The organism is Amycolatopsis sp. NPDC033938 (assembly GCF_055575975.1).
In genome coordinates this window covers 1-21,877 of sequence record NZ_JBVIRO010000009.1, presented here as the reverse complement: position 1 = coordinate 21,877, position 21,877 = coordinate 1, and the positions used below count along the sequence as shown (strand labels likewise).

General features: G+C 68.6%; 20 protein-coding genes. 6 read left to right on the top strand and 14 right to left on the bottom strand.

Annotated features, from left to right (window positions below; genetic code table 11):
• Window positions 1-3: 3 nt before the first annotated feature.
• From ACZ5ZX_RS22595 to ACZ5ZX_RS22585, 3 genes are read right to left on the bottom strand one after another with little or no spacing between them, the layout of a single operon-like run.
• Window positions 4-1,020 carry an ABC transporter permease gene (locus ACZ5ZX_RS22595; RefSeq protein WP_465503965.1) on the bottom strand — a complete coding sequence of 339 codons (1,017 nt, stop codon included), beginning with the start codon at window positions 1,018-1,020 and terminating at the stop codon, window positions 4-6.
• Window positions 1,013-2,056 carry an ABC transporter permease gene (locus tag ACZ5ZX_RS22590; protein ID WP_465503964.1) on the bottom strand — a complete coding sequence of 348 codons (1,044 nt, stop codon included), beginning with the start codon at window positions 2,054-2,056 and terminating at the stop codon, window positions 1,013-1,015. Before ACZ5ZX_RS22590 ends, ACZ5ZX_RS22595 begins: the two co-directional genes overlap by 8 nt.
• Window positions 2,053-3,585 (bottom strand): sugar ABC transporter ATP-binding protein, encoded by a 1,533-nt coding sequence (locus ACZ5ZX_RS22585; protein ID WP_465503963.1) that lies wholly within the window; start codon window positions 3,583-3,585, stop codon window positions 2,053-2,055. Before ACZ5ZX_RS22585 ends, ACZ5ZX_RS22590 begins: the two co-directional genes overlap by 4 nt.
• A 128-nt stretch (window positions 3,586-3,713) precedes the next feature.
• Here ACZ5ZX_RS22585 and ACZ5ZX_RS22580 point away from each other — a divergent pair, with 128 nt between their 5' ends.
• Window positions 3,714-4,766, top strand: coding sequence for a LacI family DNA-binding transcriptional regulator (locus tag ACZ5ZX_RS22580; RefSeq protein WP_465503962.1), 1,053 nt, complete (start codon window positions 3,714-3,716; stop codon window positions 4,764-4,766).
• 600 nt (window positions 4,767-5,366) lie between these two features.
• Here ACZ5ZX_RS22580 and ACZ5ZX_RS22575 read toward each other — a convergent pair.
• Both ACZ5ZX_RS22575 and ACZ5ZX_RS22570 read right to left on the bottom strand, forming a co-directional pair.
• Window positions 5,367-6,074, bottom strand: a complete 708-nt coding sequence (locus ACZ5ZX_RS22575) for an SGNH/GDSL hydrolase family protein (RefSeq protein ID WP_465503961.1) — start codon at window positions 6,072-6,074, stop codon at window positions 5,367-5,369.
• 13 nt (window positions 6,075-6,087) lie between these two features.
• Entirely contained in the window at window positions 6,088-7,143 is a 1,056-nt protein-coding gene (locus ACZ5ZX_RS22570; RefSeq protein WP_465503960.1) for a glycoside hydrolase family 62 protein, read from the bottom strand.
• Between the two features lie 307 nt (window positions 7,144-7,450).
• Here ACZ5ZX_RS22570 and ACZ5ZX_RS22565 point away from each other — a divergent pair, with 307 nt between their 5' ends.
• Genes ACZ5ZX_RS22565 through ACZ5ZX_RS22555 form a run of 3 tightly spaced genes read left to right on the top strand, consistent with a single transcriptional unit; the run spans window position 7,451 to window position 10,108 of the window.
• Window positions 7,451-8,371 carry a phosphotransferase gene (locus ACZ5ZX_RS22565; protein WP_465503959.1) on the top strand — a complete coding sequence of 307 codons (921 nt, stop codon included), beginning with the start codon at window positions 7,451-7,453 and terminating at the stop codon, window positions 8,369-8,371.
• Window positions 8,372-8,420: 49 nt separating this feature from the next.
• Window positions 8,421-8,951, top strand: a complete 531-nt coding sequence (locus tag ACZ5ZX_RS22560; RefSeq protein ID WP_465503958.1) for a MarR family winged helix-turn-helix transcriptional regulator — start codon at window positions 8,421-8,423, stop codon at window positions 8,949-8,951.
• The gene (locus ACZ5ZX_RS22555; RefSeq protein WP_465503957.1) at window positions 8,948-10,108 is read left to right on the top strand and encodes a cytochrome P450; all 1,161 of its coding nucleotides are present in this window, start codon (window positions 8,948-8,950) and stop codon (window positions 10,106-10,108) included. Before ACZ5ZX_RS22560 ends, ACZ5ZX_RS22555 begins: the two co-directional genes overlap by 4 nt.
• 322 nt (window positions 10,109-10,430) lie before the next feature.
• On the opposite strand, the gene aztD is transcribed toward ACZ5ZX_RS22555, so the two are convergent.
• From aztD to aztB, 4 genes are read right to left on the bottom strand one after another with little or no spacing between them, the layout of a single operon-like run.
• Complete coding sequence (gene aztD / locus ACZ5ZX_RS22550) at window positions 10,431-11,606, bottom strand: zinc metallochaperone AztD (protein ID WP_465503956.1); 1,176 nt, start codon at window positions 11,604-11,606, stop codon at window positions 10,431-10,433.
• 31 nt (window positions 11,607-11,637) lie between these two features.
• Window positions 11,638-12,537 carry a zinc ABC transporter substrate-binding protein AztC gene (aztC, locus tag ACZ5ZX_RS22545; protein WP_465503955.1) on the bottom strand — a complete coding sequence of 300 codons (900 nt, stop codon included), beginning with the start codon at window positions 12,535-12,537 and terminating at the stop codon, window positions 11,638-11,640.
• Complete coding sequence (locus ACZ5ZX_RS22540) at window positions 12,534-13,739, bottom strand: NHL repeat-containing protein (RefSeq protein WP_465503954.1); 1,206 nt, start codon at window positions 13,737-13,739, stop codon at window positions 12,534-12,536. Before ACZ5ZX_RS22540 ends, aztC begins: the two co-directional genes overlap by 4 nt.
• The gene (gene aztB / locus ACZ5ZX_RS22535) at window positions 13,736-14,587 is read right to left on the bottom strand and encodes a zinc ABC transporter permease AztB (protein WP_465503953.1); all 852 of its coding nucleotides are present in this window, start codon (window positions 14,585-14,587) and stop codon (window positions 13,736-13,738) included. Before aztB ends, ACZ5ZX_RS22540 begins: the two co-directional genes overlap by 4 nt.
• A 47-nt stretch (window positions 14,588-14,634) precedes the next feature.
• Here aztB and aztA point away from each other — a divergent pair, with 47 nt between their 5' ends.
• A complete protein-coding gene (gene aztA, locus ACZ5ZX_RS22530) occupies window positions 14,635-15,345 on the top strand; it encodes a zinc ABC transporter ATP-binding protein AztA (protein WP_465503952.1) in 711 nt (236 codons plus the stop codon).
• 93 nt (window positions 15,346-15,438) lie between these two features.
• On the opposite strand, the gene ACZ5ZX_RS22525 is transcribed toward aztA, so the two are convergent.
• Complete coding sequence (locus ACZ5ZX_RS22525) at window positions 15,439-16,875, bottom strand: MFS transporter (protein ID WP_465503951.1); 1,437 nt, start codon at window positions 16,873-16,875, stop codon at window positions 15,439-15,441.
• A gap of 212 nt (window positions 16,876-17,087) precedes the next feature.
• Here ACZ5ZX_RS22525 and ACZ5ZX_RS22520 point away from each other — a divergent pair, with 212 nt between their 5' ends.
• Window positions 17,088-17,591, top strand: coding sequence for a DUF4396 domain-containing protein (locus ACZ5ZX_RS22520; RefSeq protein ID WP_465503950.1), 504 nt, complete (start codon window positions 17,088-17,090; stop codon window positions 17,589-17,591).
• Between the two features lie 68 nt (window positions 17,592-17,659).
• On the opposite strand, the gene ACZ5ZX_RS22515 is transcribed toward ACZ5ZX_RS22520, so the two are convergent.
• The 4 genes from ACZ5ZX_RS22515 to ACZ5ZX_RS22500 are packed head-to-tail and all read right to left on the bottom strand — an operon-like array spanning window position 17,660 to window position 21,481.
• Window positions 17,660-19,915, bottom strand: a complete 2,256-nt coding sequence (locus ACZ5ZX_RS22515) for a heavy metal translocating P-type ATPase (protein ID WP_465503949.1) — start codon at window positions 19,913-19,915, stop codon at window positions 17,660-17,662.
• 29 nt (window positions 19,916-19,944) lie between these two features.
• Entirely contained in the window at window positions 19,945-20,907 is a 963-nt protein-coding gene (locus tag ACZ5ZX_RS22510) for a hypothetical protein (protein ID WP_465503948.1), read from the bottom strand.
• Between the two features lie 54 nt (window positions 20,908-20,961).
• Window positions 20,962-21,168 (bottom strand): heavy-metal-associated domain-containing protein, encoded by a 207-nt coding sequence (locus ACZ5ZX_RS22505; RefSeq protein WP_465503947.1) that lies wholly within the window; start codon window positions 21,166-21,168, stop codon window positions 20,962-20,964.
• Between the two features lie 31 nt (window positions 21,169-21,199).
• Window positions 21,200-21,481, bottom strand: a complete 282-nt coding sequence (locus tag ACZ5ZX_RS22500) for a metal-sensitive transcriptional regulator (protein WP_465503946.1) — start codon at window positions 21,479-21,481, stop codon at window positions 21,200-21,202.
• Window positions 21,482-21,877 lie beyond the last annotated feature (396 nt).

Sequence of the window (21,877 nt, the reverse complement as noted above, 5' to 3'; positions counted from 1 at the left end):
TCGTCAACCTTTCTGGGGCGGAGGGACGGACTGCCGGCCACGCCGTGATCCGGCGCGGGCCGAGGACAAGACGTTGGGCAGGAGTACCGAGACGATCAGCAGCGCACCCGTCACGATGTTGAGCGCTTCGTTCGACACGTCCTGCAGGCGAAGCGCGTTCTGCAGGGCCGCCAGCAGCACCACACCGGCGAGCACACCCGGCAGCGTGCCCTTGCCGCCGAAAATGGAGACCCCGCCGAGCAGCACGGCGGCCACCACGGCGAGTTCGAGGCCGAAGCCGTTGTCGGCCCGCGCGCTGGAGTACCGCAGGGTCCACAGCACACCGGCGAGGCCCGCGACCGCGCCACTGACCACGAACAGCCAGAACTTCAGCCTGCCGGTGCGGATCCCGGCGAACCGGGCCGCCTGTTCACTGGCCCCGGCCGCGAACACCCCGCGGCCGATCGGCGTCGCGTGCAGCACCACACCGAAGATCAGCGCCAGCACGACGAGCGGGATCAAGACGTTCGGGATCGGTCCGTCACCGATGGTCCCGGTGACCCACGCGGTGAAGCCGCGGGGAAAGTCCGCCACCGCGCCGTCACCGAGCACCACGAACGCCAGCCCGCGATACAGCGCCATCGTGCCGATCGTGACCGCCAGCGAAGGCAGTTTCAGGACGGTGACGAACAATCCGTTCAGCGCGCCGAGGGCGGCGCCGAGCACGACGCACAGGGGAATGATCGTCTCGATCGCCAATCCGCTGTCCCACAAGGAACCCATCACGGCCGAGGTCAGTCCGAGGGTGCTCGCCACCGACAGGTCGATCTCGCCGGTGACGATCACGAACGTCATCGGCAACGCCACCAGCGCGATCGGCAGCAGATCCAGCAGCAGGAACGTGAAGTTGCGGCCGGTCCCGAAGTTCTCGACCACCCCGGAGGCGATCACCAGGACGGCGACCGTCACCACGATCACCGCGCCGTCCCAGCTCGCCAGCCTGGACAGCCACGCGGGCCTGGCCTGTGCCCTCTCAGACATGGGAGTCCCTCTTCTTCAGTGCCTTCGCGACGCGGACCGCGACCAGCCGGTCGGCGCCGATGGCGAGCAGGATCAGCGCGCCGACGATCGCCTGCTGCCAGAACTGGTCGATGTCCAGTACCGCCAGCGCGCTGCCGATCACGGTCAGCAGGAGCGCGCCGAGACCCGCGCCCCAGGCCGAACCGCTGCCCCCGAACACCGCCACCCCGCCGACGACGGCGGCCGCGACGACGTTGAGCTCGTATCCGGATCCGGCGGCCGCGTCGACGGTGCCGAACCGCGCCGCGAACAGGACTCCGGCCAGCCCCGCGAGCGCGCCGCTGACCAGGAAGGCGGCGCTGGTGTTGCGGCCGACCTTGATCCCGGCGAGTTTCGCGGCCTGCGGGCTCGAGCCCATCGCGTACAGCTCGCGCCCGGCGCGGTAGTCGCGCAGGACGACCGACGCGGCGATCAGCACGGCGGCCGCGATCAGCACCAGCCACGGAACACCCAGTAGCGTCGCGGTCCCGAAGCCGAGGAACGACGGCGGCAGCTTGTCGGCGTTGATCTGCTGCCCGCCGGCCCACAGGTAGGACACCCCGCGGAAGGCGTAGAGCGTGCCGAGGGTGACCACCAGCGCCGGTACCCGCCCGAACCGGACGAGGGCACCGTTGATCAGGCCGCACCCGGCACCGAGGGCCAGCCCCGCCAGCAGCGCGACGAACACCGGCACGCCGGGGTTGTCGCGCATCAGCGAACCGACCGCGAACGCCGACAGTCCCAGCACCGAACCGACGGACAGGTCGATGTTGCGGGTGATCATCACGATCGACTGTCCGACGGCCAGTACCGCGAGGATCGCCGTGCCGAGCAGGATGTCGCGGATGCTCTGCCCGGAAAGGAACCGTGAGTTCTGGGTGGCGGTGAACGCCACCAGCACCACGAGTGCCAGCGCGATCCCCGACTCGCGGGCTTTGAACACCGTGCCGAACACCGAACGCCGTCCCGTCACGATCCTCTCCCTCGGCGGAGGTACCGCCACCTTGGTCGCGCTCATGCGGCCGTTCCCTGTCCCATCGCGGCGAACATCACCGAGTCCTCGGTGGCTTCGGCGCGCGGGAGTTCCGCGACGATCCGGCCTTCGCGCATGACCAGCACGCGGTCGGCCATGCCCAGCACTTCGGGCAGTTCCGAGGACACCATCACCACCGCGACCCCCTCGGCGGCCAGTTCCGACATCAGCCGGTGCACTTCCGCCTTCGTGCCGACGTCGATCCCCCGCGTCGGCTCGTCCACGATCAAGACCCGCGGTGCCGTCGCGAGCCATTTGGCCAGCACGACTTTCTGCTGGTTACCGCCCGACAGCGTGCCGACGGCGTCGGTCAGGCCGCGGTATCTGGTCCGCAGCCGCTCCGTCCAGCGCCGCGCTTCCCGCCGTTCCTCCGCGCCGGTGAGCAGACCGAGTCTCGCCAGCGCACGCGAACGGGGCAGCGTCACGTTCCGCTCGATCGACAGGTCCATCACCAGACCCTGTTGCCGCCGGTCCTCGGGCACGAGCGCCATCCCGGCGGCCATGGCCGCCCGCGGCGAATGCGGCCGGATCCGCTTGCCGTTCAAGCGAACCGAGCCCGTGTCGCGTTCGTCCACCCCGAACACCGCCTGCACGACTTCGGACCGGCCCGACCCGACCAACCCGGCGAAGGCCACGATCTCGCCCGCCCGGACCGAAAAAGAGACATCCCGGAAGGCACCTTCCCGTGACAGGTTCTCGACCTCCAGGACGACCGCCCCCGGTTCGACGTCCTGCTTGGGGAACAGCGCGTCGAGGTCGCGGCCGACCATCCGGCGCACCATCTCGTCGACCGTCAGCTCCTCGGCCCGATCGGTCGAGACGTGTTTGCCGTCGCGCATGATCGTCACGCGCCGGCAGAGTTCGGTGATCTCTTCGAACCGGTGCGAGATGAACATGATCGCCGCACCCTCGTCACGCAGCGTCCGCGCCACCGAGAACAGCCGCTCGACCTCGACCAGGCTCAACGCCGCCGTCGGCTCGTCCATGATCAGCACCCGCGCGTCGGCGCTCAGCGCCTTGGCGATCTCGACGATCTGCTGATCGGCGATCGACAGCCCGCGCGCGGGCCGGGCCGGGTCGATCCGCACGCCGAGGCGGGCGAACAGCCGCAGCGCTTCGGCCTGGACGGCACCGTGGGCGATCCTGCCGAGGCCGCGGCGCGGATGACGGCCCATCACGATGTTCTCCGCCACCGACAGATCCGGGAACAGGGTCGGTTCCTGGTAGATGACCGCGATGCCGGCGGCCTTCGCGTCGGCGGGCGAGGCGAAAGCGACCGGTTCGCCGTCCAGCAGCAGTGTCCCGGCGTCCGGCCGGTGCACCCCGGCCAGCATCTTGACGATGGTCGATTTGCCCGCGCCGTTCTCCCCGACCAGAGCGTGCGTCTCCCCCGCGTACAGCGGAAACGACACTCCGGCCACGGCCGCGACCGCGCCGAAGGACTTCGTGACGTCGCGGACTTCCAGCAGGGGCACACGGCCCGGCTCGATCGTGGACCGCTCCTGTCGCCCCATCGCGACCTCCGGATTGAAAGGTTTCACAAGCCTGGAGCGGTGAAGCTACTATGGCCCGAACGGCGAAGTCAACGAAAAGTCGAATAAGCTCAGGCAGCCGTAGTGTTACGTTTCAAGAGAGGGAACGGATGACCGACCGAGGCGCGAAGGAAGCCAGACCCGAGAATCGTGCGGCGGGCATCAAGGATGTCGCGGCCGCCGCCGGTGTCTCCCTCGGCACGGTCTCCAACGTGCTCAACCGGCCGGACAGGGTCAGCCCCGGCACCCGCGCGAAGGTCGAAGCCGTCATGGCCGAACTCCGCTTCGTCCGCAACGAATCGGCGCGGCAACTGCGCGCCGGGCGCAGCCGCGTCCTCGCCTACGTGATGCTCGACGGCAGCAACCCGTTCTTCACCGACGTCGCCGCCGGGATGGAGGACGCCGCGGGTACGGACGACCTCTCGTTGTTCCTCTGCAACAGCGCCAACCTCCCCGACCGCGAGAAGGCCTACCTCGACCGGCTCGAAGAGCAACGCGTCCAAGGCATCCTGATCACCCCCGCCGACCCCGACTCACCGCTGCTCGACGAGATCGCGCGGCGCGGCACCCCGGTCGTGATCGTCGATCGCACCCGGGACACCGCCACCCACTGCTCGGTCGCGGTCGACGACGTCCACGGCGGCGAGATCGCCGTCCGGCATCTGCTCGAACAGGGGCACGACCGCATCGCCTTCGTCGGCAACCAGACCACCCTCGGCCAGGTACGCGATCGCCGCGAAGGAGCCCTCCGCGCCCTCGCCGAAGCCGGCCTGGGACCGGAGCGCCTGGTCGACATCACCACCTCGACGCTGACCGTCGCCGACGGCCGCAACGCCGGCGAACGCCTGGCGGGCCTGCCCGCGCCGAGCCGTCCGACCGCCGCCTTCTGCGTCAACGACCTGCTCGCGCTCGGCCTCCTGCAGGCCTGCGCCGCCCTGCGCCTGAACGTCCCGGACGACCTCGCGATCGTGGGCTACGACGACATCGAGTTCGCCTCCGCGGCGGCGGTCCCGCTGACCTCCGTCCGCCAGCCACGCCACCGGCTCGGCCGCACCGCGGCGGAACTCCTGATGGCGGAGACCACCGAAGCAGACCATGAGCACCGGCAGGTCATCTTCACCCCGGAACTGGTCGTGCGGGCCTCCACCCGCCGCAAGAACTGAAGTCCGTGAAGGCCTCCTTCCCTACTCTCAAGGTAGGGAAGGAGGCCTTCACGGACATTCGAGATCTTGCGGGTCGGGCGACTGTTCCTGGATGTGGCGGGGTCGCCTGCGCCGGTGGCGGAGCTTGATCGACGGTGGCGCAGACCTGGTCGTGGACGCCGACGGAGGTTCAGTGTCCGATCGATGACGCCATGTGCGGTTCCGCGTGGGGTCGTGAGTGGCGATTCGGGTTATTAATAGAACTGGGGATGGGCGCTGGCGCGCCCCGCTCGCGGGTGGAGGCGATCCCCTCACGCCCCGGTTCTGATGCGCGTGAAGGCCCCCTTCCCTCGACTGAGCCGAGGGAAGGGGGCCTTCACGCGCAAAGACGTCAACACAATCACATCAGCCTCAGGTGCAACGATTCACGTACCGACACGAATCGCCACTCGCGAAACCGTGCGACTTGCCCAAGCCGGGCGCCTCTATCTCGCACAGTGTCCCTTATGGACAGTCAGGAGCCGGGTGTGGACCTTTGCGTGACCCCGCCCCCGCCGGGCCCATCGCGACAGGTTCGCCTTGTCCCGCTCTGACGGACTTCCACCTTTGGCCAGTCCAGCGCTAACGCGGATTCCCGATGCTTCCCGGCACCGAGCGCAGGGCGTTGTACCAAACGGCGGCCATCTTGTCGTACCCGGTGGCGTTCGGATGGACGCCGTCGGGGAGGTCGGCCGCGGTCAGCGCGCTGTGCATGTTCACCAGGTGCACGCGTTTGCCCGCGTTCACCTTGTCGCGCACGATCCCGGGCAACGCGTTGTTGAACGTCCGCACGGTGGCGTCGCCACTCGCCCACCCCAGCGGGATGAGCTGCGCGACGAACACGTCGGCGTTGGGCGCCGTCGAGGTGACGTGGTCGATCAAGGTGGACAGCCTGCGCGGCGCGTTCGCGACGTCGTGATTCTGCAGCACGTCGTTGGTGCCGATGTGCAGCAGCACCGAGCGCGGCTGGTAGGTCCGCATCCAGCCGGTGACAGCCGCGTCGATCTGGTCGATGCGCCAGCCGGAATGCCCTTCGTGATCGTGGTCCCAGAGACTGCCCGGCCCGTTGAACTGCGAGCCGACGAAGTCGTTGGTGTATCGGCCGGCCGCCAGTCGCTGCCACAGCCCGATCCGGTATCCGCCGGGGACCCCGTACCCGTGGGTGATCGAATCACCGAGGGGCATGACCCGTACACCCCCGTTCGATTCGGCGTGGCCGACACCGGCCAGACCGGCGACCGCTACCGTCACGGCCGCCGCGACGGCCAGCATCCTTGTCCGTAGTCCCATCGTCGACTCCTGGTCAGCAGGTGGAATTCTTCTGAGTGAGCAGGCCGAGCCGCCAGGGCAGGCTGTTGTAGTCGCCGCCCGCCGACGGATTCATGCCCTGGTACAGATACTGCAACCGGCACGGATTGACGGGCAGCGTCTGATCGTTGCCCGCGCGGAGCATCTCGCCGTGACTGATGTCCTTCGTCCATTGCCCGCCGGGGAAGGCCACATTGGACGCCCGGGCGAAGGGATTGCTTTCGCTGGCGGCCAGCGGCCTGAACGTGCCGTTGATGCTCGACGACGTCCAGGAGCGGAAGTACCGGCGGCCGTCGGACCCGATCGCCTCCACCAGCAGCAGATACTGGTTCTGTCCGGCGATCTTGTAGACATTGCTCGCCTCGAACAGGTTGTGCGTGTTCGAATCCTGCATCGCGATCACGGTGTTGGTGAAACCGTTCGGGAAGTTCGCCACGGTGGTCTGCGACCGGTACAGGTGACCGTTGTCGTCGGAGGAGAACAGATAGCAGTTCACCGCGTCGCAGATGACCCACATGTCGACCCAGTACCCGGCGCCGATGTTCTGCCGGATGATCTCCGGCATCGCGCTGTAGAACGTCTTCGGGGCGCTCCAGCCGTTGGGATTACCGATGTCGCTGTTGGTGGAGTAGGCGGCGTTGCCGTTCTGGTAGACCAGATACCACTTGCCCTGTGGCGCGAAGTAGAAGATCTGCGGTGCCGCACGGTAACCCGTACCGATCGCGGACTTGTCGAGGTAATGGTGGGTGGCGGATCCGGCCTGCGACCAGTCGGAGAAGCTGAGGTACACCAGGTTGTAGCCGGAGGCGTTCGCGGTGCTGGCGAACACGTGGTACTTGCCGTTGTGGTAAACCACCGAGGGATCCTTGATCCCGGCGATTTTATGGGTGGCATCGGATTTGGGGCTGATCAGCACCCCGCTGGAATTCCACTGGAAACTCGTCGGCAAGGCGGCCGGGGCCGCGGTCGCCGCGGTCGCCGCGGGGACGTTCAGCAAGGCGGCCAGCATCACCGAGGTGGCGGCCACGAGGTGGCGGATCCGGGTTTTCACCAAACCTCCTGCGGGCAGGAAACAGTGAGCCGGTGGCGGCCGAAACTTTCGCCATCGGGTGGGGAAATCCGTGGGTCACGAAACCTTTCGCTGTTGCTGTTAGCGATAACATTCCGCTGGAAACGTCAGCTTAATACGACACCCGGCACTCTGACAACGCCCGATGACGGACACGTCACCCACAGCGATCTCGATCGTCCATTCTGGACAGACAGCGCCGACATCGTTGACATGCCCGCTGACCTGGGAGCGTTCCCATGTACCGGCCCCTTCCAGCACGGCCGGCGCGCGTGGCACAGTCGTCGCGATGAGCTTGGATGACTTGCCGGACTGGCTCCCCGCCTGGTGCACCGACCAGCTCGGGTGCGCGCCGGGCAGCGTGTTGTTCGAGACTCGATCGATCTCGGCGGTATTCGGACTACGACTGGCCGACGGCCGGGAGGTCGTGGTGAAGGCCCGAGAGGACGACGGGCGAACCAGCTCGTGTGTCGCCGCGCAGGCCGTGTTGGCGGAGCGGGGATTTCCGTGCGCCCGGCCGCTCACGCCCGTGATCGGCGTCGGCACGCTGGCCGTGCACGCGGAGGAATACCGGCCGGGCGGCGAGCTGCTCCATAGCGATTCGCCGGAGATGGCCGCACGTTACGCGGCGGTGTTCGCCCGGCTGATGGCCGGACTGGCCGACGTGACCGTCCCCCCTCCGGTGCCGAATCCGCGCTGGGTTCGTTGGGACCACGAGGATTCCGGGTTGTGGCCGTCGATCCGGTTCCTCGACGAACGGGACCAGCGGGCTGTGCCGGCGTACATCGTCGACACGGCCGAGCGGGTCCGCGAGCGGCTGCTGGCCGCCGAACTGCCGTGCGTACTGGGCCACGCCGATTTCGAAGCGCAAAACCTCCGCTGGCACGAAGGCCGCGTATGGATCGTGCACGATTGGGACAGCTTGGCGTGGCAGCCAGAGGCGGCGCTGGCGGGAGCGGCGAGCGCTGTCTTTCCCAAGACCGGGCCTGCCACTCTGCCGCCGATCGAAAGTTCCGAAGCCTTCTTGACGACATATCAAGCCCTTCGAGGGCGGAGGTTCTCCGCGGAGGAGCAGGAGATCGCGTGGGCGGCCGGCCTGTGGCCCGCCGCCCACGACGTCCGATGGGAAGCCTTGTGCCTCGATTCCCCGCCACCCCGTGAGGTCGTCCACGCACAGGTAGCCGAACGGCTCCGCCGAGCGAACGCCTAGCTCGCCACCGTCTGGCAATTTACATCGTTTTCGATGTATCGTTTCCGATATGAAGGCCAGCGAGCTGTACCTGCTCGGCAAGCACCTGATGGAGCTCGCCTCCCGGGGCATGCGCGACGACACCGACCCGGAGGCCCCGGAGATCTACGACCTGCTCATCTCGGTGCTCGTCGAAGGCCCGGGCATGTCGATCGGCGAACTGGCCGCGCGCACCGGTTTCGCGCAGAGCCATGTCTCCGCCGCCGTCGCGAAGATGCGGGACGAAGGTGCCGTGGTGACGCGCCCGGATCCGGCTGACCGGCGCCGCACCTTGGTCACGCCGGTCGAGGCGCTGGTCGAGGTGGTGGCGCAACGGCAGCAGCGCGCAGCCGAGCAGGTCATCGCGGACGCGCTCGCCGAGCTCGATCCGGACGTGGACGCGGTCGCGGACCGGGCCGCGCGGCTCACGCGCGCGGCCGAGGAGTTGTACCGGGTACTGACCGCTCGCGCGTTGGGCGTGACGGGGGATGCCGAGCTGATGCCGCTGAACTCGCTGACCGAGAAAGCGGCCGAAAGGCCCAAAAGAAGGGGGAAAACATGACCGGGGTGACCGACTACCCGTTCACGCAGGCGGAGCCGTTGCGGTGTCCGGCGGAATTCATCCGGCGGCAGGACGAGGAACCCGTCGGCCGTGTCCGGCTGGCGTCCGGCGAGGACGCCTGGCTCGTCACTCGCCACGCCGACATCCGGACGTTGCTGGCCGATCCGCGGTTCCGGCCATGGGTTCCCGGAACTCCCGAGGACAGTGGCGACGAACTGCTCTTCACCATGTCGGGTCCCGAACACGCGCGGCTGCGCCGGATCGCGGCCAAAGCCCTCACCCCTGCTCGGATGGAGTCGCTGCGGCCGCGGGTCGAAGCCGTCGCGGCGGAGCTGGCCGCGAAACTGATCGCGCAAGGGCCGCCCGCCGACGTGCTGGACGGGTTCGCGATCCCGTTCGCCCTCGCGGTGCTCAACGAACTTCTCGGCGTCCCGCCGTCGGCTCGCGACGAGCTGCGGACCTGGACCGACGGAATCGTCGCGGTGTTCACCGCACCGGACTACGAGGAGATGGCCGAGGCGGCCCGAAATCTGGGCGGCTATCTCGCGGAACTGGTCGAGGCGAAGCGGAACGCGCCCGGGGACGACCTGCTGACCGGACTCATCGAGGCGCGAGACGACTCCGGTGACGCCTTGCGCCCGGAAGAGATCACCCACCTCGCCTTCGCGACCATGATCGCCGGATACGTCCCACCCGCGAACGCCCTGGCCCAGGCCGTACTGCGGCTGGCCCTCGCACCGGAGCTGCCCCGCGATCCCGGCTCGATGCCCGCGCTGGCCGAGGAACTCCTGCGCCAGGACCAGGGTTCCGCCGCCGACCAAGGACGGGTGGCCGTCGAGGACGCCGAGATCGGCGGGGCCCCGATCCGCGCCGGTGACTTCGTCCTCGCGCCGCTGCGCGCGGGCAACCACGATCCCAGGCGGTTTCCCGAGCCGGAATCGGTCGATCTCGCCCGTGCCCCGGGGCATCTCACCTTCGGGCACGGGCCCCATCACTGCCTGGGCGCTTCCCTGGCCCGGCTGGAACTCCGGACCGGGCTCACCGCGCTGCTGGCCGTCGCCCCGCGACTGCGGCTGGCCGTGCCGCTCGACGAACTCACCTGGCGGCGGATGTTCCTGACCCTGCAGGGGCCCGTCGCCGTCCCGATCGCGTGGTGACCGACGAATCCGCGGGGGTCGTGAGTGGTTGGGTCGCTAGAGCCAAAGGTGTTTTATGTGTGGAGCTTGTGCGGGTTGCCGGGGCGGTCCGGGTGGGGAAGATTCCGGACGTTGAGCGTCCGGAATCTTCCCCGCTCGGCCGCCGGTCCACCGGTCGTGATCGGCTTGATCAAGGGGCGAGACCGGGCGACGATGCCCGCGGCACCACCCTTGTGCAGGCCAGGCATAGGTATACAAAGGGTGTCGCTACGCCACGTTTGACTTACCCACCTCCAGTTCGGGCCGTGAAGGGGGCCATCACGTACCCGAACTCACGCCGGCTCTAGTGCGCGAGCACCCCGCTGATCTCGTTCGGCGTTCCGGGCAGCGTGCCGGTCGTGGTCTTCGTACCGGACGCGAGATCGACGGCGTGGATCTCCTTCTTGCCCGGATCGGTGACGTACGCGGTCCCGCCGCGGACGAAGATCGCCGGTCGCGGCCGCTGCCATTCGAGCGGTTCCTGCCAGGAGCCGAGCACCGCGATCTTCTTGGTCACCGTGCCGGTCACCGGGTCGATCACGTGGATCTGCCCGTCGGTGCCCAGCACCAGTGCCTCGCCCTGCGGGCCCCGCGCCAGCGACCGGAAGGTGTAGCTGGTCCCGAGTTCGACGTGCTTGAGCGTGGCCTTCTCGGTGTCGATCAGCGACACCCGGGTCGGACGCTCGAGTTCCGCCGCCTTGTCGACCTTGTAGTCGCCCAAGGTGATCGGCGAGAGGTCCGAACCGGCCTGGTTGCCGATGCGGCCGTAGGGGTCCGGGCTGGTGACCTTGGTGATGGTGCCGTCACGATAGATGAGGACGCCGGTCTCACAGCCGATCACGACCGCTTCACCCCGCGCGGTGGCTTCACCGTGCACGCCGGGGCATTGTTCGTTACGTGCGATCTCCTTCTTTTCCTTGTCCAGCACCACGATGCCGGGCCGGGCGTCCTCGTTGCCGATGGTGGTGACCAATTCGCCACCGGCGAGTTCGACGGCGACGCCGTGATGGGCTTCCGGCGTCTTGTGTTTCGGCGCGGGCGGAGCCGCGGCGCCGAGCGTCTTCGGATCGAACACCGTCACCTCACCGGTCCCGTCCGCGAACAACACCGTCTTGCCGGCGTGACGGACGACGTGTCCCGGTTTGGCCGCCTTGACCTCGGTGTCGGTCAGCACGGCGCCGACGGCGTCGAGCACCCGGAAACCGCTGGAGGTCGAGACCAGTACATGCCGGTCGTCCCCGGCGGCGTTGAGCCGGTTGAAGCCGTCGAGCGGGAGATCCTTGGCCACCTTCAAGGTCTTCCCGTCGAGCACCAGGATTCCCCCGTCATAGGTGACGGCGACGGGATCGGTCACGACGGCCGCCGACGCCGGGGTGGCACCTTGAGCCTGCGGTGCCGGTTCTTCGGTCGCGCAGGCGGCGAGCGCGAGCGTGCTCACCGCCGTCGTCATCAGTGCGGCGTATCGGGTGGGGCGTGCCATTCAACTGCACCTTTCTTCTGTGCCAGGTCTTTCAAGAACGGGTCAGGCCGGTGGTGATCGACTCGGTGTTGGCGCGCATCATGTCCAGGTAGGTGGCCGCGCCCTGCCCCGGTTCGCTGAGCGATTCGGAGAACAGCGAGCGCACCGCCACGTGCAGGCCCGCCTGCTCGGCCAGTACGCGGGCGAGCCGGTCAGGCTGGGAGGAATCCGCGAAGATGACCGGCACGCCCGCCGAACGCACGGTGTCGGCCAGCGCCTTCAGGTCCGAAGAGCTGGGCGAGGCGAGGGTCGTTCCGCCGGGGATCACGGCGCCGACCACCTCGAAGCCGTAACGCTGGGCGAGATAGCCGAAAACATGATGGTTGGTGACCAGCTTCCGGCGCTCCGCCGGGATGCTCCCGAACTTCTGGGTCATCGTGGCATCGAGCGCCTCGATCTCGCCGCGGTAGCGGTCGGCGTTCGCCCGGACCACCTTTTCGTCGACCCCGGCGACACGGGCGACGATCTCGTCGGCGATCACCTTCACCGCGTCGCGCACCCGTCCCGGGTCGGTCCAGAAATGCGGGTCCTTGTTGCCGCCCGCGTAGTCGATCGGGTTCGTCCGCTCCCCCACGGGAAGAGCCGCCACACCGTTTTCCTCGGCGGTGCGCACCGTGCGCAGCATGCCTTCTTCGAGTCCGAGTCCGTTGTAGACGATCAGCCCGGCGCGTTCGACCTGTGCGGCTTGCTGCGCGGAAATCCCGAACGAATGCGGGTCGGCGTTCGGTTTCATCAGCACGGTCACCTCGGCCTGATCCCCCACGATGTTGCGGGTGATGTCACCGAGGATGTTCGTGGTGACGACGACGGACTCCCGGCCCTCGCCACTCGCGGAACACCCGGCGACCGCCAGCAGCACCGCGGCGACCAGGGCGAACATCCGGCGGCTCATCGGCCGGTCTCCACGATATGACCGGCCTTGCCGTCGACCTTCAGCGTCCTGGCGCGACGGAGGTTGTCGTTGTAATCGATCTCGTACACCTCTCCGGAAAGCGGGTTGTTGACGTACGCGCGCGTCGTGTCGACCTGCACGGAGGGAGCCGCGGCCGCTTCGGGTGACAACAACGGGATCCGGGTCTGTTCCTTCCCGGTGGCGCTGTCGTAGGCGCGCAGGCTCCCATCCCGGGCCAGTACCAGAAGGGGTCCGCCCTCCCCCACGGCGCTCACCGCGGCGACCGGTCCGGTCTCGAGATGGCTCCAGGCCCGGCGGCCGACGTCCAGTGACCACACGGCGTCGTCCCCGGATTTGGCCGCGAGCGTGCTACCGCCCGGCCGATGGAAGAAAGCGGTGGCGCGTTCGTGTGTGGCGGCTTCCGCCGGGTATGGGATCTTCTCGCCGGTGAAGGCGCCGTCCTTTTCCGTGACCAGCAGCGCGCCGTCCGCGCAACCGAAGACGACACCCCGTCGGGTCACCGCCTGCCCCTGCAGTTCCGGGCACGGTGGTTCGAGCTCCGCCACCGCTTTTCCTTGCCGGTCATGGACACGGACCCGATGCGCGGACGGCTTGCCGGGGTCCGCCACCGAAGCCAGGATGTGCTTGCCGTAAGGCACCGCGATACCGGCGTGTGGCTCACGCACGATCCTGCCCAGTTCGGCCACGGAACCCTTGTCGAGCGCGGCCCGGTCGAGCACGGTCGCCGAACCGTCCGAAAAGGACACTACGGAAACCACCGGATCGCTGTAGGCGCCCACCGGCTGTTTTCCCGGCGCCAGACCGACTTCCCGGGGTTTCGCACGGTAGTAGTGCACGTGGTCGCCGTGGTCGACCATCCAGGCTCCGCTGTCGATCACGTGAACCGACCCGTCGCCGGCGGTCAGATAACCGAATCGCCCGTCGCCGACCAGCCCGCGCACACCCTCGACGCGTCCCGTTTCGTGCACCTCTTCGGTGATCAGGTCCACCACACGCACAGCACCCGACGCGGGATCCGCGACGATCAACCGCGACTGCGCCTCGGCGGCTTCCTCGGCGCCTTCGACATAGCCGTGCGGGACCTCCGCGGCGGTGTCCTGCGGCGGCTCGCCACCGCAGGCCGCCACGGTCATCGCCGTGACCGCGAGGACGACCGCCGCCCGGCTCTTCTTGAGTCTCATCGTGAACGCTCGATCTCCAGTGTCAGGGAACGGAAATGCTGTCGCGCGAAGGAAAGGGACGCGGAGAGGAAGAACAACAGGACCGCGCCGGCGGCGATGGTCGCGCCGGCCGCGGTGCCCCAGTGCCAGGACACGAGCAGACCGCCGACCGTGGCCGCGACCCCCAGCAGCGCCGCGACGAGCATGATCGTGGTGATCCGCCGCGACCAGAAGAGCGCGGCCGCCGCGGGGGCGATGAGCAGGCCGAAGACCAGCAGCGTCCCGACCACGCGGAACGAAGCGACGATCGTCAGCGTGACCAGCGCCAGCAGCACGGCGTTGGCCAGGCGCGGGCGCAGGCCGAGGGTGTGGGCCTTGCGGACGTCGAAGGTGAGCGCGGTGAACGACCGGTGTCCCAGGAGCGCCACCACCGCCACGACGACCAGCGTGATCGCCAGGCCCACCAGATCGGCCGAGCCGACAGCGAGCACGTCACCGAAGAGGAACCCGGTGAGATCGACGGCGAACGACCGTGAATGCGACACGATGATCACGCCGCTCGCGAGCATGCCGACGAAGAGAAGCCCGATGGTGGTGTCCTCCGACAACCGCTTCGAGCGGCCGAGCGCCGTGACCCCGAGCGCCATCACCCCGGCGCTGACCGCGGCGCCGATCAGCAGGTTCACGCCGGTCAGCGACGCGATCGCCACGCCGGGCAACATGCCGTGCGACATGGCGTCGCCGATGAAGGCCATCCCCCGCAACACCACCCAGGTGCCCACGATCGCGCACACCACCGACACGAGCACACCCGCCACCAGCGCTCGCTGCACGAAGGACACCTCGAAGGGGACCAGTAACCACTCCACGCGAACCACTATAATGGTAACGATTGTCATTATCTGAATGAGGTGGGATGAACTCGGACACAACGGCCCTGACGCTCGACGGCGTACACGCGCACTACGGCCACCGGGAAGTGCTGTGCGGTGTCACCGCCGAAGTGCCGCACGGGCGCCTCACCGCGGTCGTCGGCGCGAACGGAGCAGGCAAGTCGTCGCTGCTCAACCTCGTCGCCGGGGTGTTGCCGCCGACCACCGGTTCGTTCACCCGGCGCGATCCCCGCCGCGTCGCCTACGTGACCCAGCAGAGCGAGGTGTCCTCGTCACTCCCGATCACCGTGCGCGCGACCGTCACCATGGGCCGCTGGGCGCACCGCGGTCCGTGGCGCCGACTGTCTACTATGGACCGTGAAGTGGTCGAGGAATGCATGGCACGACTCGATATCACCTCGATCGCGCACAGGATGCTCGGCACGTTGTCCGGCGGCCAACGTCAGCGGGCGCTGGTGGCGCAAGGACTGGCGCAGCAGGCCGGGCTGCTGCTGCTCGACGAACCGTCGGCCGGTCTGGATCTGCACGCCCGGACCATGATCGACGAGGCACTGCGCGCCGCGCTCGCCGAGGGGACGACGATCCTGCGTGTCACCCACGATCTCGCGGTCGCGCGCCGGGCGGATCATTGCCTGCTGCTGCGGGACGGCCACCTCGTCGCCGCAGGACCGCCGGGTTCGGTACTGACCTCCGGCCAGGTGGCGGAGGCCTGGGGGATCCCGTTGACCGACTGACATCCGGCCACCGGTGGCCGTAAGTCCGTGAAGGCCTCCTTCCCTACCCTCAAGGTAGCGAAGGAGGCCTTCACGGACCGCTGGTACAGCCGGTCATCGCAGCACCGCCGGGTCACCTCCGACGACTTCGCTGGGCGCGGGCGCCGGCTCGCGCAGGGTGGCCATCGCCAGGAAGCCGCCGGCGATCGCGATTCCGGCGGCACCGAGGAACGCCGCCGAGTATCCGCTGGTCAACGCCACCGGGTCAGCGGTCCGCCCAGCACCGAAGGACACACCGACCGCGGTCATCGCCGCGAGGCCCAGTGCCGAACCGATCTGGTACGACGTGTTCACGATCCCCGACGCGAGTCCGCCTTCCTCCGGTTTCGCACTGGAGATGGCGGTGCCGAGCGACGGGATGAACGCGAGTGCCTGACCGAGTGCGGCGACCAGCGAAGCGGGCAGAACGTCGACGGCGAAGTTGCCGGTCGGCCCGGCGAACGACAGCCACACCAGCCCCGCCGCGAGCGCCCACAATCCGCCGATGATCATCTTCTTCGTCCCGAAACGGCCGATCAACCGCGGTGCGACAGCGACCATCAGCACGACGATCAGCACGGTCATCGGCAGGAGCGCCGCCCCGCTGGCGAACGCGCCATAACCCAGGACCTGCTGGAGATACAGGTTGAGGAAGTACCACATCGGGATCCACGCGGCGCCGAGCAGGAACTGCGCGAGGTTCGCGCCGCCGAGGTTCGGTGTCCGGAAGATTCCCAGCCGCACCAACGGCACTTCGCGCACCCGCTGGATCACCACGAACACCGCGAGCAGCGCGAGACCACCCGCCAACGCGCCCCAGGTGCCCGCCGAAGCCCAGCCGTCCTCCGGCGCGCGGACGACGCCGAACACGGTCAGAGCCAGGCCCGCGGTCGCCACGACGGCGCCGGCGAGGTCGACCGAACCACGCCGGGCGGGCGCGGAAGGCATCAGCTTTCCGGTCGCCAGGATGGCGATCAGCGAAATCGGGACGTAGAGCCAGAAGATCCACGGCCAGGACAGCCACTCGGTGATCACGCCGCCGAGGAAGACCCCGGCGGTACCACCGGCGGGGGCGGCAGCGCCGTAGAGCGCGAGTGCCTTGGTCAGCTCACGAGGGCGTGCGCCGAACAGCATCATCAGCAAGGTCAGCGCGGACGGCGCGATCAGTGCCGCGCCCGCGCCCTGCAGCACCCTGCCGAGGAGTTCGACCCACGCGGTGGTCGCGACCGCGGCGACCACGGAACCACCGAGGGTCACGACCCAGCCGGCGGTGAACATCTTCCGCGCCCCGAACAGATCCGAGAGCCGTCCACCGAGCAGCAGCAACCCGGCCAGCGCGATGACGTAGGCGTTGAACACCCACGAGAGGGCTCCCGGGGAGAACCCGAGGTCTTGCCGCATCGCGGGTAGCGCGACGCCGATGATCGAGGTGTCCATGATGACCATGAACTGGGCCAACGCGATCAGACCCAGCGCCCACCACCGTCGTGGGTCCGGGGTTGTCTCGGCCATGACGACCGTCCTTTCTGGATTTAATACCCCTAGGGGGTATCTGGCGAACCTGAACATAGGCTCGATCCGGTCCAGGAATCAAGTACCCCCACAGGGTAATTGTGTCGCCATGGTCACAATGCTCTTCTTTGGCAAAATCGCTTGCTGAACAACGAATCTGACCGTAGAACGAGCGACGAACCCTTGGGCAGTCCACAAAGGAGTAACCGCTCATGTCCACCGAGCACGCGCACCACGATCACCGGCACCACGAAGAGCACGAGCACCGCCACGCTCCGCGGACCACCTGGGGCACCGCGGCGTCGGCCACCCTGCACTGCCTGACCGGCTGCGCCATCGGCGAGGTGCTCGGTATGGTGATCGGCACCGCGCTGGGCTGGGGAAACCTGGCGATCATCGTGCTCGCCGTCGCGCTGGCGTTCGTCTTCGGCTACGCGCTGACCATGCGAGGTGTGCTCCGCGCGGGCGTCGGCTTCAAGCAGGCTCTCAAGGTCGCCCTCGCCGCGGACACCGTGTCGATCATCGTCATGGAGATCGTCGACAACGCCGTGATGGTCGTCGTCCCGGGCGCGATGGAGGCCGGCCTCGGCAGCGGGCTGTTCTGGGGCGCGCTCGCCTTCGCGCTGGCCGTCGCCTTCGTGCTCACCACTCCGGTGAACAAGTGGCTCATCGGCCGCGGCGCCGGGCACGCGGTCGTGCACGCCTACCATCACTGAAAACCAGGTACACCGCGCAAAAGCACTCGCGCGACACCGGCCAGGTGTCGCGCGAGTGCTTGCGGCGATCAGCTCGCCGTGCTGCGGAATCCCTTGAGCCGCAGGCTGTTCGTGACCACGAAGACCGAACTGAAGGCCATCGCGGCACCGGCGATCATCGGGTTGAGCAGCCCAGCCGCGGCCAGTGGCAGCGCCGCGACGTTGTAGGCGAAGGCCCAGAACAGGTTGCCCTTGATGGTGCGCAGCGTCCGCCGGGAGAGCCGGATCGCGTCCACCGCCGCCCGCAGATCCCCGCGGACGAGGGTGAGATCCGACGCCTCGATGGCGACGTCCGTACCGGTGCCCATCGCCAGGCCGAGGTCGGCCTGTGCCAGCGCGGCCGCGTCGTTGACGCCGTCACCGACCATCGCGACCACCTTGCCTTCACCCTGCAATCGCTTGACCACGTCGACCTTGTCCTTGGGCAAGACCTCCGCGATCACCTCGGTGATCCCCACCTCCGCCGCCACCGCGCGAGCCACGGCCTCGTTGTCGCCGGTGAGCAGGACCGGGGTCAGCCCGAGCGCCCGCAGCCGCGTGATGGCCTCGGCGGAGGTCGGCTTGACCGTGTCGGCGACGACGAGGACGGCGCGAGCCTTCCCGTCCCAGCCGACGACGACCGCGGTACGGCCCTCTTTCTCCTCTGCCGCCTTCGCCTCGGCGAGCTCCTCCGGCAGGTGATGCGCCCATTCATCCAGCAGTGAGCTGCGCCCGGCCAGTACCGCTTTGCCGTCGACGATCCCTTGCACGCCAAGGCCTTCGACGTTGGTGAAGCCCTCGACGGGCGGCAGCTCACCCACCCGCTCGCGTGCCGAGCGGGCGATGGCCTGCGCGATCGGGTGCTCGGACGCGTCTTCCAGCGCGCCGGCCAGTCGCAGCGTCTCGTCGGCGTCGACACCGTCGGCGACGTGCACGGCCACCAGCGACATCTGCCCCGTGGTCACGGTGCCGGTCTTGTCGAGGACGACCGTGTCCACGGACCGGGTCGATTCCAGCACCTCGGGCCCCTTGATCAGGATCCCGAGCTGCGCCCCGCGGCCGGTGCCGACGAGCAACGCGGTCGGCGTCGCCAGGCCCAGCGCGCACGGGCAGGCGATGATCAGCACGGCGACCGCCGCGGTGAACGCCGCCGCGACCGAACCACCCGCCCCGAGCCAGAACATCAGCGTGCCGACCGAAAGCGCGATCACGACCGGCACGAACACCGCCGACACCCGGTCCGCCAGCCGCTGGACCTGCGCCTTCCCGGTCTGGGCGTCCTCCACCAGCTTCGCCATCTGCGCCAGCTGCGTGTCCGCGCCGACCCGCGTCGCACGGACGACGAGCCGCCCGCCCGCGTTGACCGTCGCACCGACCACCGCGTCCCCGGGGCCGACCTCGACCGGAACGCTCTCCCCGGTCAGCATGCTCGCGTCGACGGCGGAACTGCCTTCGGTGACGACACCGTCGGTGGCGATCTTCTCCCCCGGCCGGACCACGAACTCGTCCCCCGCGACCAGCTGATCGACCGGGATACGCTCCTCCTTGCCGTTCCGGAGGACCGCGACGTCCTTCGCGCCCAGCTCCAGCAGGGCCCGCAACGCCGCACCCGCCCGCCGCTTGGAGCGGGCCTCGAAATAGCGTCCGGCGAGGATGAACGTCGTGACGCCGGCGGCGACCTCGAGATAGATGTTGCCGTCGCCTGCCATCCGCTGCACGGTCAGTTCGAAGGGATGCGTCATCCCCGGCGTCCCGGCGGTCCCGAACAGCAGGGCGTACAACGACCACAGGAACGCCGCCAGCGTGCCCATCGAGATCAGCGTGTCCATGGTGGCCGCGCCGTGGCGCAGATTCGCCCACGCCGCCCGGTGGAACGGCCACGCCGCCCACACCAGGACCGGCGCGGCCAACGTCAAGGAGATCCACTGCCAGTAGGTGAACTGCAGGGCGGGCACCATCGCCAGCAGGATCACCGGCACCGACAGCACCGCCGAACCGATCAGCCGCTGCCGCAACGGCGCGCTCGGATCGGCCTCTTCACCAGGCTCGCCGGGGTCGGCGGTCTTCGCCGGGGCGGGTACGGCGGCCGAGTAGCCGGCCGCCTCCACCTGCTCGATCAACCGCTGCGGTTCGATACCGGCCGGATAGGTGACCTTGGCCTTCTCGGTGGCGTAGTTGACGGTCGCGGTGACCCCGTCGAGCTTGTTCAGCTTCTTCTCGATGCGCATCGCGCAGGACGCGCAGGTCATCCCGGTGATCGCGAGTTCGACTTCGGTCGTCCGCGCCTGGTCGACATCGGATGTCATTGTGCTCACTCCTTTTCCGACTCTCGCGGTCAGCCGTGTCCGCCGTGCCCGGGGTCGTCCGCCGGAGGCTGGGTTCGGCCGGGGGCCGGAGAAGTGGCGGGGGTACCCGTGGTGGCGACGGTGAACTCCGCGGTGCGGACCTTCCCCTGGTGCTGGAAGTCCAGGAACAGCCGGTAGGTGCCGTCCGAAGGGACTTCGGCGAAGAACGTGATGGCGGGCCCGGGTGCGGTGCGGCCGTCACCGGGCTCACCGTCGGGATGGACGTGCAGGTAAGCGAGGTCGCCACCGCGCAGGGCCACCAAATGCCCGTAGGCTCCGAGGTAGGGCTGCAGGTCGGTCACGTCGCGGCCGTCCTTGGCCACCGTCAAGGTCACCTTCGACGACCGGCCCGGCGTCAGGTCGCCGTCGAGGCGGACCTGGTAGCCATCGACGTTCGCGACCCGCGACGGCTGGTACTCGGCAGGCCTGAAATCCCCGGCCGCGGCGACGTCGACGCCCAGTGTGGTGGCCGTACCGCCCGACGGTTTGAAATCGGCGAAGACGCGGTAGGAACCCGCCTCCGGCAACGCGAGCGGCACCGTCCACGTGCCGTCCGCCCCCAGCTCGGGATGCACGTGCTGGAAGCCGGCCGTGTCGCGGCGGACGACGATGAGATGCATCCGCTTCTCGTGTTCGACGTCGTAGGCGGTGATCGGCGCGCCGTCGGGGCCGAGAATGCGGAAGGAGAAGGGCTGGGTCGTTCCCGGCGTGAGCGTCGTGGTGGTGGGCGTGAGGGTGTAACCGCCCCTGGACGACGCGAGCCCACCGGGCTCATCGGTCCGCGCCGCCTCCGCGACAGTGCCGCTGTGAGCGTCCCCGTGCCCGGCGTCCTCGCCGCCGGGCAGGCCGGCGGCGCCGGCGAAGGGACCGACAGCGCTACCGGCGGCCCAGGCGCCACCGGCGACCAGGGCAAGCGCCACACCGTAGGCGGAGAGCTTCGCTGTTGTGTTCATCGTGAAGTCCTTAGTGCGGACCATGGGCCCGCTGTCGTGGAGCCGTCCCGCGAATCAGGCGGTCAGCTCGTATCCGGCTTCTTCGACGGCCGCACGCACGTCGGCGACCTGGGGTTCCTGGGAGCTGATGACGGTCACCGCGCCGGTCGGCAGGTCGACACGGACGTCCGTGACGCCGCTGATCTTCCCGACCTCTTCGGTGACCGAGCTGACGCAGTGGCCGCAGGTCATGCCGGTGACGGTGTAGGTGGTCTCGCTCATCGTGGTTCTCCTCCGGTTTTCTTCGGATGACTCAGGAACGGACGAGGCGGGCGATGACGTCGCTCGCCTCCTTGATCTTCTCGTCGGCTTCGGCGCCGCCCTTGGCGATGGCGTCGGACACGCAGTGCTTGAGGTGTTCGTCCATCAGCCCCAGCGAAACCGATCGCAGCGCCTTGGTGGCGGCGGAGACCTGGGTGAGGATGTCGATGCAGTACTCGTCCTCGTCGACCATCCGCTGCAGGCCCCGGATCTGCCCTTCGATCCGCCGCAGCCTGGTCAGGTATTCCTCTTTACCTTGCGCGTATCCGTGCATCTTCGACCTCCTGACACCGACTCTACATACCCTAGGGGGGTAGGGCAATGGACATACCCCCGTGACGTATGCCACCCCGGGCATGCCGGAACAAGACGAACCACCTCAAGCGCTTACGCCGCATCGAGGGCAGCTCCGAGGGCCTCGGAAGGTGGCCAAGGCGGACGAAGGGCGAGTCAAACGTGACGTGTCCCGGCGCGGGACCGGACTGACTGACGGAAGCCGGGCCGCGCCCCCAGTGTCCATAAAGGACACTTTCCTGAAGAAGACTGCCCGAATTGGGCAGTTTGTGCGGTTTCGCGCGGGGGTCGTGAGTGGCAATGAGGGTTCTAACCCTATTCGCCACACACGACCCCACGCGGAACCGCGCACAGCGTCATCAACCGGACACCGAGT